The sequence below is a fragment of the Leptolinea tardivitalis genome (assembly GCF_001050275.1).
Classification (GTDB): domain Bacteria; phylum Chloroflexota; class Anaerolineae; order Anaerolineales; family Anaerolineaceae; genus Leptolinea; species Leptolinea tardivitalis.
The window spans coordinates 699094-716318 of sequence record NZ_BBYA01000008.1 but is presented as its reverse complement, the minus strand read 5'-3'; the positions used below and the strand labels follow the sequence as shown (position 1 = coordinate 716318).

Below are 17225 nucleotides of genomic sequence, written 5' to 3'. Positions count from 1 at the left end.
TGCTTTTTCTGTTTTGTTCCCTTTTTGATAGCGGGGTCGGATGGTTTCTACTAATTCTCGCTTGCTTTGTTGACTCATCATAGCTCCCTCGGCAGCTCTCTATTCTCTGCCCAAGGTAACATCTATTGTGAGGCAACGTTTCTCCTAAAGTTACTTTTAATTTGAGGCAATGCGAATGTTCTAGTTTTGAAAAGTAATTGATTGAAGTGGTAAAATTAACAGGTTATGGAAAACTCACAATCTCCAATCTCTGAAAATCCCCCAAGGTTGATATCCTCTATTACAGAGGGATTTAATGTGGTTGCCAACCACATTTATTTGATTCTTTTTCCCTTACTTCTAGACGTATTTCTGTGGCTTGGTCCCCATTTACGCATTAAGAACCTGTTCCAGCCATTGGTACTGAGTCTGATATCTGATTTACCTGAATTGTCCAATCCAGAGTTGGCTGAAATGAGCAAATGGAGCAAGGAATTATGGGATATTCTCCTGAGTCATTTCAACCTGATCAGTCTCATTCGTGTTTTTCCTATTGGAATACCCAGCTTAATGGCAGGAATTTCTCCTATTCAAACTCCATATGGCTCTGCATCGCTTTTTGAAATTAACAATGTTTTCCAAGTCTTTTTTATCTGGGTTGCTTTTACTCTTGCCGGGATTGTTTTAGGATGTTTATATTTTGATGCCATTTCGCGGGCGACATCAAATACAACTACCCATTTTTCCATCAACCAGATACTGGATGTTTTTATCCAAATTATCATTTTTACAATTTTATGTTTTGTCGTGATTTTGCTGTTCTCACTTCCATGCCTGTTATTAATCACGCTGCTATCACTCATTTCAATGACGTTAGGACAGATTGCAGTCTTATTTCTTTTTATTATTATCATCTGGTTTGTGATGCCTCTGGTTTTTTCTCCACATGGAGTGTTTGTTTCTCATGACCCGATTACAACGTCAATTTCCACCAGTATCCGCCTTGTAAGGAATTTCCTGCCTGGAACTGGAATGTTCATATTGACTGCACTCATGTTGTATCAGGGGCTAAATTTACTCTGGGAAACTGCACCAGACACATCCTGGATGACAATGGTGGGGATTTTTGGTCATGCCTTCATAAGCACTGGTCTAATTGCTTCCAGTTTTGTGTATTATCGGAAAGGTCTTGACTGGATGGAAAGCAAATTGCATCAACCAGCAATTCAAGCCTGATCATAGAAATAAAATAATTACGCGAGGTAACATCATGCAACAATCTGCCGATGTCAATTCTTCCTATGGTGCAAAAGACATTCAGGTTCTTGAAGGGCTTGAAGCCGTTCGAAGACGCCCTGGTATGTATGTGGGTGGAACTGATCTAAAAGCTCTTCACCACCTTGTATACGAAGTGGTTGATAATTCAATCGATGAGGCATTGGCTGGAGCATGTACGAACATCGAGATCACAATTCATCCCGATAGCGCAGTTACAGTAAAAGATAACGGCCGCGGTATTCCCGTTGATATTCATCCCCAGAAAAAGAAATCTGCGCTTGAAGTTGTAATGACCGTTTTACATGCTGGCGGAAAGTTTGGCTCTGGCAGCTATAAAGTCTCGGGCGGTCTTCACGGTGTAGGAGTCTCTGCTGTCAACGCATTATCAGAATATTGTTCCGTTGAAGTGCGTCGTGATGGAAAAATCTACAGTCAGAAATATAATCGCGGTATTCCTGAAGAACCCGTGAAACAGATCGGAACATGCAACCCTGAAGATACAGGCACTACAACAACGTTCCGTTTTGATCAACAAATATTCAAAGGTGAGGGACTTGAGTTTAGTTTCTCGACATTAACCCAAAGATTCAGAGAAATGGCGTTTGTCACCCGTGGAGTACGGATTCACCTGTTGGATGAACGCACTTTCCGTGAGATGACTTTTTACTTTGAAGGCGGAATCACATCTTTTGTACGGTATCTGAACCGCAATCGTGAAGCTTTGCATCCGGTAGTTTACGCCGAAAAAGAGTTGGAACATGTTGGCGTTGAAGTAGCTATTCAATACACAGATGCCTATTCAGAATCAGTTTACTCCTTTGCCAACACAATTAATACAATAGATGGCGGCACCCACCTCACTGGTCTTCGTACAGCCACTACTCGTGTTATTAATGATTATGCCCGGAAGACCAATCTATTAAAAGAAGCCGATACGAACTTTACCGGTGACGACACCCGCGAAGGTATGACAGCGATTGTCAGCATTAAACATCCTGATCCACAATTTGAAAGTCAGACAAAAGTCAAACTTATGAATCCTGAGGTTCAGACTTTTGTTCAACAGGTCGTTGTTGAAGCATTTTCAACATTCCTTGATGAAAATCCAACGGCTGCAAAAGCAATCGTTCAAAAATGCCTGACCTCAGCTCGCGCCAGAGATGCCGCTCGAAAAGCACGCGATCTGGTCATTCGGAAATCGGCTCTTGAAAGCCTTACCCTTCCCGGTAAACTTGCTGATTGCTCTGATCGTGATTTGAATAAGACTGAGCTTTTCATTGTCGAAGGTAATAGTGCTGGTGGTTCCGCCAAACAGGGCCGCGATCGTCATTTTCAGGCAATACTTCCTCTACGCGGCAAGATACTGAATACTGAGCGCGCCCGTCTGGATAAAATCCTCTCCAATAATGAAGTTAAGTCCATAATATCCGCTCTGGGTACCGGAGTGGGAGATACGTTTGATTCATCCAATCTACGATATGGCAAAATCATTCTTATGGCCGATGCTGATGTAGACGGAAGTCATATTCGTACTCTCCTATTGACTTTCTTTTTCCGGTATATGCCAACCTTAATAGAAGAAGAGCATCTTTTTATTGCCCAACCTCCTCTTTATCGTCTGGCCTATAAAGATAAGATCCGTTACGCCTACACCGAACAACAAAAAGATAAAGTTTTAAAAGAAATGGGTGTGAGTGCAGAAAAAGCTTCGATTCAACGCTACAAAGGTCTTGGTGAAATGAATCCACAACAATTGTGGGAGACAACCATGGATCCAGAAAGACGTACCATGTTCCAGGTAACTGTTGAAGACGCAGCTGCGGCAGATCGAACTTTTGATATGCTGATGGGAGAAGCCGTTCCACCCCGTAATAAATTTATCACCACACATGCCAAGGATGTGCGCAACCTGGATATCTAGGTTGTAGGGAATCAAAGATAATGGCAATAGCGTCATAATAATTGGCAATAGAATCAAAGTAATTGGCAATATCCTTAACAGATATATTGGCAATAGCCATTTCACAACAAAAGAAGTAACCGTGTATAAGGTTACTTCTTTTGTTTAAATATAGAGAATCAAAGATAATGGCAATAGAATTACAATGATTGCTAAACAGCGAAATTATATAATATATTGGCAACATCCTAATTTCTATTTCTATAATAGAACAAGCATTAACCAGTGATTTTTTAGGCTAATGCTTGTTCTATTATAGGATAAGCGAAAATACTCGAATTTATACCGCTCCTTCTAATCCTTTTCTATATCTATCAAATAAGAATTTTGTCAGGGTTTGTGCAAAATCTGGGTTGGCATTCACCTGCTTATAGAATTTGAAATTTGTATCAATCATGTCCTGTAATTGCTGCTCTACTACTTCTCTAAACGTCATCATAGCATTTTCAGGAGTATTAACCCTTATGGATTGCTCCAACATGGGAATTTTGGCTAAATTCTCTTCCAATTGACGGATAACTAACCTATCTTCTTCGGTGAAATCAGTCCCAAAACGTTCATTGAGTTCTTTGATTATTGATGATAAAGCTTCTATATCAGGTTGAATTATATTGGTGGGAGACAAGGGGTCTTCGGGTTTTAATTCCCCCTGACCTCTATTAAGAGTTATTTTCCCACTACCTGTTATATCGAGGCGATATGATTCAAGGTCAATCGATTGTTGTATTTCTAATGGGAGTTTTTCTTTCTCTATTGGCAAACGCCGCAAAAGGAATCGTCCAAATGCATACAATTTTTCCAATTCAGGGTCACTAAAAGTGACTATTTGAGATAGAAAAGCATAAAGTCTAACGAAGTCAGATAGAGTTCCTCTAAATTCAATCTGTTCGTCTTTTCCTTTAGCCTTAAATCTTGTAATGGCCGGCTGCAAGGCGGCGAATAATTTGGCTTGAGTTCCTTTAGAACTAAAATACTGGTTAGCAAATTGATTTATTTCATCATTTGAGAAAATACCATGCTGTTCAAGTTTTGTCTGTAAATCATAGAGTAAGTTTGGGTCAGTTGCTTCACTCAAGATGGTCTTTTCATAATATGGCTCAAATGATTTTTGAATATCATCAGCTTCATTTGCAAAATCAAGTACAAATGTTTCTTCTTTTCCGGGGTGAACCCTATTAAGACGTGATAGAGTTTGAACAGCGTGAATACCTTTTAGTTTCTTGTCGACATACATTGTATGCAATAATGGCTGGTCAAATCCAGTTTGGAATTTCTCGGCGACTATTAAGAACTTGTATTCATCCAACTTAAAAGTCTGTGCTGTTTTAGTCTCTGGGAAACCATTCATACCACTTTCTGTGTACTTTACTCCATCGTTATCTACTTTTCCAGAAAAAGCTACTAACGATTTGAAGGGGTATCCATGTAAGGTCATATAAGAATCAATTGCCTGTTTATAACGAACAGCATGTAAGCGGGAACGGGTTACGACCATCGCTTTCGCATGTCCGCCTATTCGAGATTGTGTCTGATTCCTGAAGTGTTCAACAATGACCTCTACCTTTTTACCAATAGTGTGTTCATGCATATCAACAAATGACATCATTAACCGTACAGCTTTATTTCTGTCATATGTTGGGTCATCTTTTACTTTTTTTAATAAGCTCCAATAAGCTTTATACGTCGTGTAATTTTGCAGAACATCTAATATAAATCCTTCTTCAATAGCCTGACGCATAGGGTAAAGGCTGAATGGTTGATATCCACCACCGTCAACTTTCGTCCCAAATAGTTCTAGGGTTTTTGTTTTGGGTGTTGCGGTAAATGCGAAATATGAGACATTCGAAAGTTGTCCTCTTTGACGAATTTCTCTCTCTATCCGGTCTTCTATATCTTCTTCAATTTCACCAGCTTCCTGCTTTTCTGCCTCTTCGAGGCTACTGGCTGACAATACAGTATTCAGGTGACGAGTGGCTTCGCCGCTTTGTGATGAATGTGCTTCATCAATTATTACGGCGAAGTTCTTCCCGGGCAAAGATTTTACCTGTTCAGAAATTACCTGAAATTTCTGTAATGTAGTAACGATAATGTTCTTGCCTGATTCCATGGCCATTTTCAATTGCTGCGAGTTCTCTGTAATAGTCTCAACAGTTCCAAGTGTTTGTTCAAATTGTCGAACAGTTGATTGAAGCTGTCTGTCTAAAACACGCCTGTCTGTAATAACAACTACCGAATCAAAAACCCGCTCATTTTTCGCGTTGTGGAGAACTGATAATTGATGTGAAAGCCATGCAATTGAATTGCTTTTACCACTTCCAGCCGAATGTTGAATAAGATAGTGTTGACCCGAACCATGCACTTTGGCATGATTAATAATTCGTCTTACCGAATCAAGTTGATGATACCGAGGGAATATCAGTATCCTTTTTCCAGTCTTATTTCCTTCTTCGTCCTCTTCTTCGTATTCATGAATAAAATACTGGATTAGATTTAGTACACTATCTCTTGCCCAGATTTGCTCCCATAAGTAAGCGGTTGGGAAATTATTCCACGAAGGAGGATTTCCTGCCCCGAGGTTATTTCCCTGATTGAAGGGAATAAACCGTGTCTTTGAACCTTCCAATCTAGTTGTGAAATACACCAATTCAGGGTCAACAGCAAAATGAGCCAGGCAGCGCCTGTATGCAAATAAAGGTTCTTTAGGGTCACGTGTGCTTCGATATTGAGTTATTGCGTTTTCTACAGACTGCCCGGTCAATGGGTCTTTTAATTCAACAGTAAAAATCGGTAAACCATTAAGAAAAATGCAAAGGTCTAGACTGTTCTCGTTATTTTCACTATATTTTAGTTGGCGTATAACAGAAAAAATATTTCCATGATATTTCTTTTGAATTTCTGGGTTTAAACCAGTCGCAGGTGGAAAGTAAGCTAAGTGGAATTTACAACCTAGGTCTTTTATCCCCTTGCGAAGGACATGTAGTGTTCCATGCTGCTTAATTTCATAATTCACCCGCTCAAGAAAATGCGGCCGAATATCCCCAGATAAGCTCTTTTTTAATTTATCCCATTCATTTGGTTGGGTTATAAGTACGAAATCAAGAACATCCTGAGAGACTAAGCAAAGGTTTTTATCATAATCCGAATGGTTACGTTGGTGATATCCTCCCATTAAGTAATCACCCGGAAATGTAGCTATATCTTTTACAATTTTCTTGTCTGTGATAAGTGTATCCTGCCCACCTACAAGCAAACAATTGGTGACGGTTTCTTCGAAGTTTTTTTCCGAGATGTTGACCATATTGACCCCTTAATTTCTCACATCAATTTTCCCTGTCACTGTTTCTGATATGAGAGTGGTACGGTATTCTTGCAGTTTAGTAATCATACGAATAATGCCTTTTTTTAAGGAATCGATTTGAGCGGTTTTTTGGTCGAGAAAAATACCTATATTTTGTTGTTCGTTGAGTGGAGGACATAAAATAAAAACGTTTCCAATAGCATTTTGGTCAATTCCATAACGCGTGATACCTGTCGCTTCTACTTCCAATTGGTAATTTATAGGTCGTGCTTGAAAAGAGTAAAATAAATATCGCCCATCAAAACATTGGGAGTTAGGGCGAACTAGTGCAAGATGATAACCGCACAATACATTATCTAAATCCTCTGGAACAAAAGCGGATATTGCAATATCTTTCCAAGATTCGGAATCTTTTGTAATCAGTACATCATTCTTTTTTAAAGTGAATTTTCTAATTTCTTCCGCTGAAGCTGTTGCCTTCATAAAACCTAGTTCAGAAATAATTGAATCGTTCTTATACACATCCACATAATTACACAAAAAAACAGACTCCTCGTTTTCATGTGAATGCTTGTCAACACTACTTAATATTACTTTAGAAATATTCTTTAGTCGTGAGATTTTCCAATTTTTTGGCATATTTCCGAACCAATGCTTACCCGAATACTTCATCTCTGTAGACGCATCCAACCCTTTTGTAACAGCCTGATTGATGAGACAGAGACGTTTTTCATTGAGTAGTTCAATCAACCGGTTGTATTTAGCAATCATCGCATCAATACGAGCGGTTTTGCGGTCGAGAAAATTTGCGATGGCAAGTTGTTCGGAGAACGGTGGAATCCAAATAGGGAAATTAGCTAATTCAGAAGGATTAATTGCCGGGTATCCAACTCCTTGAGAATGCATTACCACTCTCTCAATAAATTCTGGAGAGAGAATTAACCATTTTAGAAATTTCGGATAAATATTTTTTTGAGGTCTTAAAACAGCAAATCCAGTTGAAACTATCTGATTTGCAGGAGGATTATCAAAATATGCAATGGCTTTTAGGTAAGTCCGGACTGTAGATATTATTGTGTCCCCATCTTTTACAATTCTTCTAGCTCTACTAGGTGCATTCTCAAAAAACAATTCTTGGTTTTCCCCAATACCATCAATTTCTTCGACATTACTTATATCAAGGTATCGGATTAAATAGTCAGGGGATGTATTTTCAGAGAGTTTTTCTGGATTTATATTTGTTACAAATTTGAGCTTTTTAACTTCCCAATGTTCTGGAATCTTCTCTAGCCATTCGACTCCAGAATCTTTGTAATTGACATATCCATTTAATGTCTTCATGCTTTGCCCGTCAACCTAAAGCTCATCATCAGCTTCTTCCGATTCAGCAAATATTTCTTCTGAATCTGACCAACTACGTAGAACTGATTTGCCCATTGCACTTTCAATAAGTGACAAAAGAGCTTTCTCTCTAGCTTGCCACATTGCGTTCATATCATTTTCTCTGAGCAATTTTGGTTCAATTACATGAGAACGAATTATTGAATCCATCCTAATGTTATCTATTCCAGCACTCTTTTCCATTTTACAAAGATAAACACTGGGAGCATTTCCGCCAATCATTCGGTTCGTTTTAGCCGAAATCGGGGTTTTATTGATGATACTGTTATATCGCGAGGCAGGAATATTTTGTTTGATACACCAATCCTGAGGAAAAATATGGTGAATATCGATTGCTTCATCGAAATAGGATTGGTCATCTATCGAAATCCCTGTCCTAAAATCTTGCGCCCCAGTTCTTATCAACAAAGCTTGAATACCCTTATATGCCGCCGAATTTCTTGTACGCAAAGTCCACAATCTAGCAGGGTTAAATGATGCTTCACTTACAGTTGTTGGAATAGTTCCCGCATTTATCCAATCAAGAACTTCAAGTAAATCCTTTGCGAAACGAGTCTCAACTGAACTCCCATATAATTCACCTAAAACTCCGCACCAGTACCATTGTGCTAACAAAGAGCGAACTCCATCGTTGTCAGCTTTATCATGTAATATGGTCATAATTGCGGCTAATGGGGTAAGCTGAGTTGTATAAGGCAAGTCACGATGTGAGAAAATCTTTTGAGTATGAATAAATCTTGCAGAAAGCTCGAAACCTGTTGTGAGCGAATCTGCCCATTTTGAGTATTCTTCAAGGGTAAGGTTAAGAATATCTTTCCGTTTACAACTTATTGCTGTTGCATCATCTAAAGAAACACCATCTTTTAACTGTTGTTCCCGTCTCGCCCGAGTGGCTAAGAGGGTAAGAGCTTGAAGAAAATCAGTATTACCTAATTTGGATAATATTTTATTTTTTTTGAAACATTTTTCTCTAGCTAACCAATCATCTCTTAAACTATAGTCATCTGCCGCAAAAGTCGCGGTTAGTAACTCAAATACAGTAAGTGCGACTCCACCCGTATTTACTTTTTCAAAAACTTGACAGACAGCTTCCTTAGGAGTTTCAGCTTCTAGTTGAATTACGGTAACTTGGTATTGTTCAAATCTCTTGATTATTTCTTGTTCAAATTTATCGAATAATTCAACCTTTTCGCTATTATATTTATTAAATTTATTAAATCCTGCTCGCCAATTTGATGATGAAAAAATCTCCCTGAAGGGAAATAATTGAGTTTCATATTCCTTCTCAGGCGTAGAATAATCAGCAATAACTTCACCGCGAAAATTTCGTAACAATTTCTCTTCTGGCAAACTAATAATTGCTTCTTCACGGTCAAAATTAGGATTTAATGCTTTTTCAATGTCAATGTAATACCACCGTTTAATAGATTTTCCCCGATTATCACGAGTATCAGCAGGCTTGTTGGATTTAAGAGCTTGATATAAAGAGGTTAATCGTTGTTGACCATCTAAAATAAGCATTTCAGGAAGAGGGATTGTCGTTAGTTCCACCCCTTCCACAAGGCGTGTTTTGAAACGTGACTTTGATTGTCCATCTTTGAGCATCATTAACGCACCAATCGGGTAAGAGAGTGAGATGCTGGCTAAGAGACTCTTTATCCTGTCATCATCCCATACCCACCCGCGTTGGAATTCTGGAATTTGCGTTTTTCCTTCTTCTACCTTGTTTAATATATCTTCCAGCGGAAGGTCAGGGCTTGTAAAAGTCTTTTGGATATTCATTCGAATTCCCCTAATAGTTGAGTGATTTCTGCCTGTAAAGATTTTATCTCCAATTCAATTTCTTCCAACTTTCGAGGTGGCGTATATATATAGAAATGGCGATTAAAATTAATTTCATACCCAACCATCCCGACTTTTCCATCTTTAGGGTCTTGTAAACTGGAATTAATCCATGCATCTGGTATGTGCGGTTTGACCTCGCGCTCGAAATAAACTCCTATATCTTCTTTGAGAGGTACGTTTTCCGTGTCACGTAGTGATGGGTCTGGTTCCGGATTTCCATCTTTATCCAAACAAATTTCAGCACTTTCTTCCCGTTCGGAGAGGGCTACTAGGATGGCCTTTCGAATTGGAGAATCAAGTTTTATCCCTTCTTTCTTACAAGTTTGGTCAAGTATTTGTTCAAACGCAGACCGGCTAAAAAAGATTTCCTGCGGCATCTGTTTTAACATTTCCAGAATTTGTTCCTGAAGTCTTCGCCCTTCAGTCACGTCCTCGAGCTTTTCTTGCCCAGATTTCTTCTTGGATTGAGCCAACCCAATAAAGGCAGTTTGTTCTTTCAATCTGGCTATCCGCTCTGGTGAGGCTTGATAAGCTAATCGCAGAGGTCGTTCAATTGTTACTTTTCGGTAACCAAAATCTACAGTGTCAAATATTTTTGATTGATTGGTTTCTTCAAATTTTTCAAAAATCGAATAAATATGTGTGATTTGTTCATCAGTGATTTCCCTGCGTTTATTACCCAGGCTCTTCCGCATCGGTGTCCAAATACCGGTTGCGTCAATTAATTGCACTTTCCCTTTGCGGAAATCCTTTTTTCGGTTGTTTAGAACCCAGATATATGTCGCAATACCTGTATTGTAGAAAAGCTGCTCAGGTAAAGCGATGATTGCTTCCAACCAATCATTTTCTATTATCCATCGCCTGATTTCACTTTCTCCGCTACCTGCATCTCCTGTGAATAATGGAGAACCATTAAGGACTATTGCTACTCTTCCCCCACCTTGCTCAGGTGGGTTCATTCTACTCAACATATGCTGTAAGAATAGCATCTGACCATCGCTAATTCTTGGAAGTCCAGCTGCAAAGCGGCCATTAGGTTTTACCGCTTCAGCCTTTACTTCTTTTTCATCCATCTTCCACTCTTTACCATATGGCGGATTAGCTAACTGGTAATCAAAACGTTCAGCCGGATGTGCCTCGTGCGAAAGAGAACTTCCATATGCTATGTTCTCAGCATCTTTTCCATCTTCGGATTTCATATAAAGGTCGGCTTTGCACATGGCAAAGGTTTCAGGATTAATTTCCTGCCCATAAATGTGAACTTGTAGTGTTGGATTGCGTTCAAGCAAACGTTCTTTAGCAATTGTCAACATACCGCCGGAACCGCAAGCCGGGTCAGCAACTTTAATGACCCTGTATTCCTGCGTCAATTTTCCATTCTCAGGCCCTACCAATAAATCCACCATCAACCGGATTACTTCCCGTGGAGTAAAGTGTTCACCGGGATTCTCATCCAGTGCTTCGTTGAACCTGCGAATGAGTTCTTCAAAAATCGTACCCATCTCATGGTTATCTACAACATCTGGGTGTAAATCGATATTTTTAAATTTCTCCACCACGAGGAAAAGTAATCCAGCCTCATCAAGTTTCGTGATGGTATTTCGGAAGTCAAATTTTTCTACAACTTCTCGCATGTTTTCGCTAAAACCATTGATGTAGGCTAACAGATTGGCAGCAAGATTATTGGGGTCTTCTAATAACTTCTCAAAGGTGAATGGAGTGATATTGTAAAAGACATAACCAGATGCTTTTCGTAAAACAGGGTCAAGGTTAGGAATTTTACCTTTATATTTTGCATACGCCTTTAAGACATTGCTTTTGGTAGGTTCAAGAACACAATCAATTCGACGTAAAACTGTTAAAGGCAGAATAACATCTTGATATTTACTTCTTCGGAAGGTATCACGAATTAAATCGGCTACTGACCATAGAAAGTTTACTTTTTCCGTGAAATTGTTGTTGTTCGCCATAGCACCTATTCCAATTTTTTATCTTCCCCAATTATTTATTAAAAGATTTTACCAATCTTTCTTCCCTCCCCCTAATCCAATTGTTCAGTAATAATCAAATCAAAAGTAATGAGATTAAAAACAAATTACCTGACGTATCAGGTCTTATTGTTTATCAACTAGAATCACCGGACAATCATGGATATCTAACAAAATCTTCTCGACCTGTTTCTTAATATTCTCAACAGAATCTCCTGTAAGTATAGGAGCTTCATATGAAATAATTTGGATTTTTCCTTCCATCGTTGTAGAGTATCGGTGTAAACCAAACCATTGGCTCTTTTTATTTGAGGAAATATGTTTGATAATTCCATAAGAAATTGTCATAAATTATTACCCTAATTTAATCAGAGATAAGAAACAAGAAATGCTTCGAATCATCTATTCCGGGCCCTGAAATTGGATGGAGCTTTCCAGACCGAATTTGCTCTAAAACCTTTGACCTGCTTATCCCCAATCGGTTGGCCATTTGTGGAGCAGTTAATCGGTTCTCGCGAATCATTTTTTGTACATCTGATTTTAGAAAAAGGTATTCATGGCAACCGTTGATTTCTCCACCTGAGACAGGTTTTAATCTTCCAATCCTAGCCCACTTCTGAACTGTCAAAACACCCACCTGCAGCAAATCAGAGACTTGTTTTGAATTTATATATTTCCGCTTGAAATCATCTGCACAGGATTTTGTGTAGTAATTTGTGACACTAACTCTTTTTATGGGTTGAATTAACCCTGCTTTTGCCCATTTATGTAAGGTGGTTGGTTTTACACTCATTTCATTGGCAAAATCATGTTCCGAAATCCAGTTACCTTCAGAGATAATTTTTTGTTTAATATCTCTTGGGGTAGTATTAAGCAAATGGATTGAAGTAATAGTAACCGGATACCTATAATCAACATAACCTTGTAACTTCCCGTTTATAACATCAGAAAGAATATCACCTACTTCAAAACCCCACCCTGCTAATTGTCGAGAAATAGTGACTAGAGGAGAATGTTCCTTCAATTCATCGGAAGATACTCTAATGACAACTTCCCGCAGATTATCTAGAAGCTCTCTTATTGATTTTAGGGTTATCGCCCATTGAGGTGAATTGTCGTATGTACGTCCACCAATAGCTTCAAGTAAATTATGACGGATAAATGATTTCGCCAATGTAGGTGATATTCTTAGTATTTCACAAGTTCTATCTAAAGTTACCGATTTAGCCAGTTTATCTGAGTATTCTAAAATATCTTTTTGGGAAACAACTTTAGTTTTCTTTCTATCCGTGCATATATTTCCTTCGACCATTTTAGCTTTAACAAGGCGCATAACTTTAGGGGCAGTAGAATTTAATTCTTTTGCAGCTAATGAGTACGAAATGTATTCAAATTTTGTTTTCAACTCAGGTTTTTTCTGAAGTCTACGTGATTTGGCTATTCCTTTATTTAATATATTGACTCGTGATACCAGATAATCATCAAAAGCATTCTGGATAAATTCAAAATCTTGAGAGAGCCACCGTTTTTCAATCCATCCCCAGTATAAATTTCCCAACCCTAACGCGATACTTACACTGGGATTGGGTTCGCGATATGCATCCCAAAAACTATACATCCCATTTGGAAAGTCGATTAGGGGTTTTATGGCTGAAACATTTAGCCGGTGAAGGTATTTATTGGGAACAACCCACCTTGCCAATTCCTTTTTGCTTGGTAGTGATTCAGTATACTCCGGGAATGCGTGCAGGTATTTCCAATCCGCTTTTGTTTGAAGACAATATCGGATTCCACTAAAGACCCGATAAAGAGTGTCGGGTGATATTCCGGGTATCAAAGGTACAGGCTCTCCAATTCCCATCCAGCCAGAGAGTATCCTTTGACTTACTAAGGAAAATCTATCTGAAGCCACATCAATGGAATCCGAAGTGCTTAAATCAAAGTAACATTTTCCACATTGACCTTGGACAATATCAAATATTGTAAGTTTCTTTCCACACTTTTGGCATTCATCTACTAAGAGCAAGCCATGATGCAGGCATACAGTCGTTGCCAAAATCTGCCATTCCATTCTGTAATATAGGTCTTCCTTCAAACACTTAGGACAATATGCTGCTTTTAATATAGGACGGCAATTTCTTCTTATTGCTTCGCGGGATAATACTTTCTTCGAACATCCATCTGAAAATTGAATGTTTTCATCTTCTTCTTGAAATGAACGAAACAAACTTGCATATTTATGAATTGAATGTTCAAACAATTCTTGTTCAGAGATTGAACACAAATCAGATAATGCCAAATATGTTTCCGATCGTGAGGGATTTAGAAGGTTGTCTCGTATTCCTAAAACCGATGAGTATTCATGGATTGTATTGGAAAATGTATTGAATGAATCATAATAGTTAGCATTAGCCAATCGTATTAGAAATGATGACAATAATTCATCTGGTTTAAATTGGATACGACAAAGAAATTGTGTCATGACTATTTTGTTGAAAGAGTATTTGAAATGGTGTAATTAATTCTTAGAAACGAATCATCAGAATTTTCCGGGATTTCAAACTTTTCTGTACATGGAGTGGCAAACGGATTTACTTTTGTTCGTACATGTTTGGAGAGTCGCTCCTCAAAAGCTATTGATAAATCATTCAATTCGATACAATTGCCTTGTCTATCTTTAGAATAAGAACCAGCATTCCGTAGAAGATTCATAATGTTTCCGACATATCCATCAGTAGCATAATGAATCCTTGACAACATTTCGAATTTTTGAACATCCGTTGTAAGTGGAATTTCGATAGCTTTTTCAGCAAAACTAATAAACATTGAAAAACTATTTATACTTTTCTCGTCATTAAAATAAAATGGTTTCAAACTTGCCCGACAAGCGAAGAGCCTTGATAATTGAGGATTTGCGTTAATTATTCGACTAACTGAGTTTTCCATTCCTGCTATTAATACTGGTATGTTCGTTTGTTTTATAAACATTTTTAACCAATCGGAAATGGAATAAGTGATGTGGTTTGTTCCTGATTCAATAATATTTGAACCTTCATCCATTAAAACAAGCTCGACACCTCGATTCTTTATCAACCTGACTAATCGAGAATTCAATGCCCATACTGTTCCCTTTCCCGCTCCTGGGTCACCTAATTGTTCTAATAATGCTGCGACTGTACTTTTTACAGTGGTAGGAGAAGGAAATTCCGCATAGAATACTGGAATGATAGTTCCATGTTCGGTTTCTTGTCGTGGATATCTACTAGCATAATCTTTTAGTAGTATTGATTTACCACATCCTGTTTCACCTTCTAGTGACATGCATTGAGGTTCAAGAGAACTCTTTGACAATTCCCGACATCTTGTAATTTGATTTTGAATTGCATTGAATTGCGGATACCGGATAAAGTTTAAATTTGGGTTAAGAAATTGATTTTCCATTGGCTATCTCGAAATACCATTAGTTGGTATTCAAATCACTATTAGCTATCTCCCAACCTGATGTATCAGTATCGAAAGAAGTAATCGTAATACTGGATAAAGGAGATGGTGTTGATTTTCCCTTACTCCTTGTTTTTGAAGTTGGAATTATCCGTGATGGATTTTCATTTTTATCCCTCTTCGGAGGAGAATTTTCCCAACGCGCTATCTTTGAACGGCCTCGCAATTTTGCTCGGCTTCGGGCTTTTTCAACAATTTGTTGAATTTTAATTTTTGCTTTCCCTAATCCAGCCGGGTCTTCAACATCTCCGTATTTCTTTCTAAAATTTTTTATATTTCTGTGTTTCCACAAGGAAAGGTTTTGAGTATATTCTTGGTCGAGAGCAGGGACTTCTATATACTCGTTATCATATTTGTTATATGCATAAATCCGGCTTAAGTCTCCCGGATGGTATTTAATTTTTATCCTTTTATCTCGACCCCGATTTTCTAGACGTAAATAAGCTAGTTCTTGGCAATTGAATTTTAATCCTTCAAATTCAATCCCATATTTATTTACATTGCGGTACGCCACTCGCCCTAATAAGATTTTTAACAATTCCTCATTTGGAGGAAGCCGGGGGAAGAAATTCGTTTCCAAAGCTCGCTCCCACTGTCGCGCAGGAATTCCACCACATCCCCGATGGTATTGTTCACTATATTGGTCAATAATATAGATGTTTAAGGCTTTTTCAAATTCGTCTAACGTTAAACAGGCTGTCTTTTCACTGTTGTAATCATCTTTTTCAAGAAAATTTGAAAAAGTCGTTCCGGGTAAAGTATGAAATAGTTGCTCATTTAATGTGCGAAAATTTCTTTCTACACCACCCTTAAACTCCGGAGTCTTAACTGGTGCAATATCAAGAACAATACCAAGTGATAGGCAAGCATCAGACAAATCTTTTCCAATTAATTCTCTCCCCTGGTCAACAACCAGAGTATTAGGAATACCGTATGCTATCCAATCATGGTCAGTACCATACAAATTTTTTACATCTGGTTTAGGACAAATTGAGTGGTACAAACATTCCATAACCGCATAGTAACTTACTGCCTCATAACCGAGATAATAACCCAAAGGCATACCAATTCTGTCAATGCAAAATGAAAGAGTAGGTCTACCAAATGGAAGGCCGTCTTTTTCGTCGTATGTAATTACATCTACCTTTGTATGGTCAAATTCAACTCGTTGTAATGGGAGTAATGGTAGTTCGTATTTTCCAACTTGTTTGATAAAATTAATACCCTTCTTCTTTCCCATCTTTCCGATGATTCTTTCATTTACATCTAATAATTTGATACGTCGAGCAATAGTAGCTTCAGAAGGCATTTTTAGTTTCTGGCTGTCAAGCCTATATTCATTTTCTTGTTGAATTTGTGCTGCACACAGGCAATAGACAGTATGTATAGAAATCTTTTCTCTGTTGAGACAGTTTTCCCTTATTACGGTATCTACTATATTTAGAATTTCTTTCTTAATTCGAGATTTTCCTGGGCCACCTCTTCTTTTTACATTTGGAATTAGACAGCGAATATCATGTCCACCTGAATCAAAATCTTTTATCCACCTATACAAAGAACGAATAGATAGACTTATTCCCTGCTTTTTAGCCTCGTCTTTCAATTCTTTGTATCTATTTGAGATAAGCTCTTTGGTTTTACGTTCTTCTCTCAAAACTAAAGGAGCAATAGCATCATATCTATATCGGGCTATTTCGACGTGATGTGGCGGATAATCTGAAAGGTCAATTTTTAATTGTTCCGGTAACGGAATCGACGAAGTAGAGTTTGAATTTTGATATCTTGTCGAAACTTCAAACTCAAGATTTCCCAAAAAAAATTCTGATATTAAAGTACTTCGCAATTCTTTGATTTCAAGTTTTTCATCTTCACAATACAATGTAATATTATCCTTCGAATGATTGGATACATAGAAGGTTTTACCTTTGTACCGAATTTGTGTTCCATTTAAAAATTGAAAACTAGACATATCACC

General features: G+C 38.0%; 9 protein-coding genes. 2 read left to right on the top strand and 7 right to left on the bottom strand.

Annotation, left to right across the window (positions count from 1 at the left end; translation table 11 throughout):
* Window positions 1-297: 297 nt before the first annotated feature.
* Window positions 298-1215, top strand: a complete 918-nt coding sequence (locus tag LTAR_RS07200) for a hypothetical protein (protein WP_139044441.1) — start codon at window positions 298-300, stop codon at window positions 1213-1215.
* A gap of 34 nt (window positions 1216-1249) precedes the next feature.
* The gene (gyrB, locus tag LTAR_RS07195) at window positions 1250-3178 is read left to right on the top strand and encodes a DNA topoisomerase (ATP-hydrolyzing) subunit B (RefSeq protein ID WP_062421486.1); all 1929 of its coding nucleotides are present in this window, start codon (window positions 1250-1252) and stop codon (window positions 3176-3178) included.
* Between the two features lie 319 nt (window positions 3179-3497).
* Here gyrB and LTAR_RS07190 read toward each other — a convergent pair whose 3' ends face one another.
* From LTAR_RS07190 to LTAR_RS07155, 7 genes are all read right to left on the bottom strand, one after another.
* Window positions 3498-6515, bottom strand: coding sequence for a type I restriction endonuclease subunit R (locus tag LTAR_RS07190; protein WP_201775951.1), 3018 nt, complete (start codon window positions 6513-6515; stop codon window positions 3498-3500).
* A gap of 9 nt (window positions 6516-6524) precedes the next feature.
* A complete protein-coding gene (locus tag LTAR_RS07185) occupies window positions 6525-7856 on the bottom strand; it encodes a restriction endonuclease subunit S (protein WP_062421485.1) in 1332 nt (443 codons plus the stop codon).
* A gap of 15 nt (window positions 7857-7871) precedes the next feature.
* Window positions 7872-9698: a GmrSD restriction endonuclease domain-containing protein gene (locus tag LTAR_RS07180; protein ID WP_062421484.1), complete on the bottom strand. Its 1827-nt coding sequence runs from the start codon at window positions 9696-9698 to the stop codon at window positions 7872-7874.
* Window positions 9695-11731, bottom strand: a complete 2037-nt coding sequence (locus LTAR_RS07175; protein ID WP_062421483.1) for a type I restriction-modification system subunit M — start codon at window positions 11729-11731, stop codon at window positions 9695-9697. The genes LTAR_RS07180 and LTAR_RS07175 overlap by 4 nt, the downstream gene beginning before the upstream one ends.
* Window positions 11732-12113: 382 nt before the next feature.
* Entirely contained in the window at window positions 12114-14231 is a 2118-nt protein-coding gene (locus LTAR_RS07165; RefSeq protein ID WP_081419870.1) for a TniQ family protein, read from the bottom strand.
* Window positions 14232-14233: 2 nt separating this feature from the next.
* Window positions 14234-15190 (bottom strand): TniB family NTP-binding protein, encoded by a 957-nt coding sequence (locus tag LTAR_RS07160; RefSeq protein ID WP_062421480.1) that lies wholly within the window; start codon window positions 15188-15190, stop codon window positions 14234-14236.
* Window positions 15191-15209: 19 nt separating this feature from the next.
* On the bottom strand, window positions 15210-17219 hold the full coding sequence (locus LTAR_RS07155) for a TnsB C-terminal domain-containing protein (protein ID WP_062421479.1): 2010 nt from the start codon (window positions 17217-17219) through the stop codon (window positions 15210-15212).
* Between the last annotated feature and the right edge of the window lie 6 nt (window positions 17220-17225).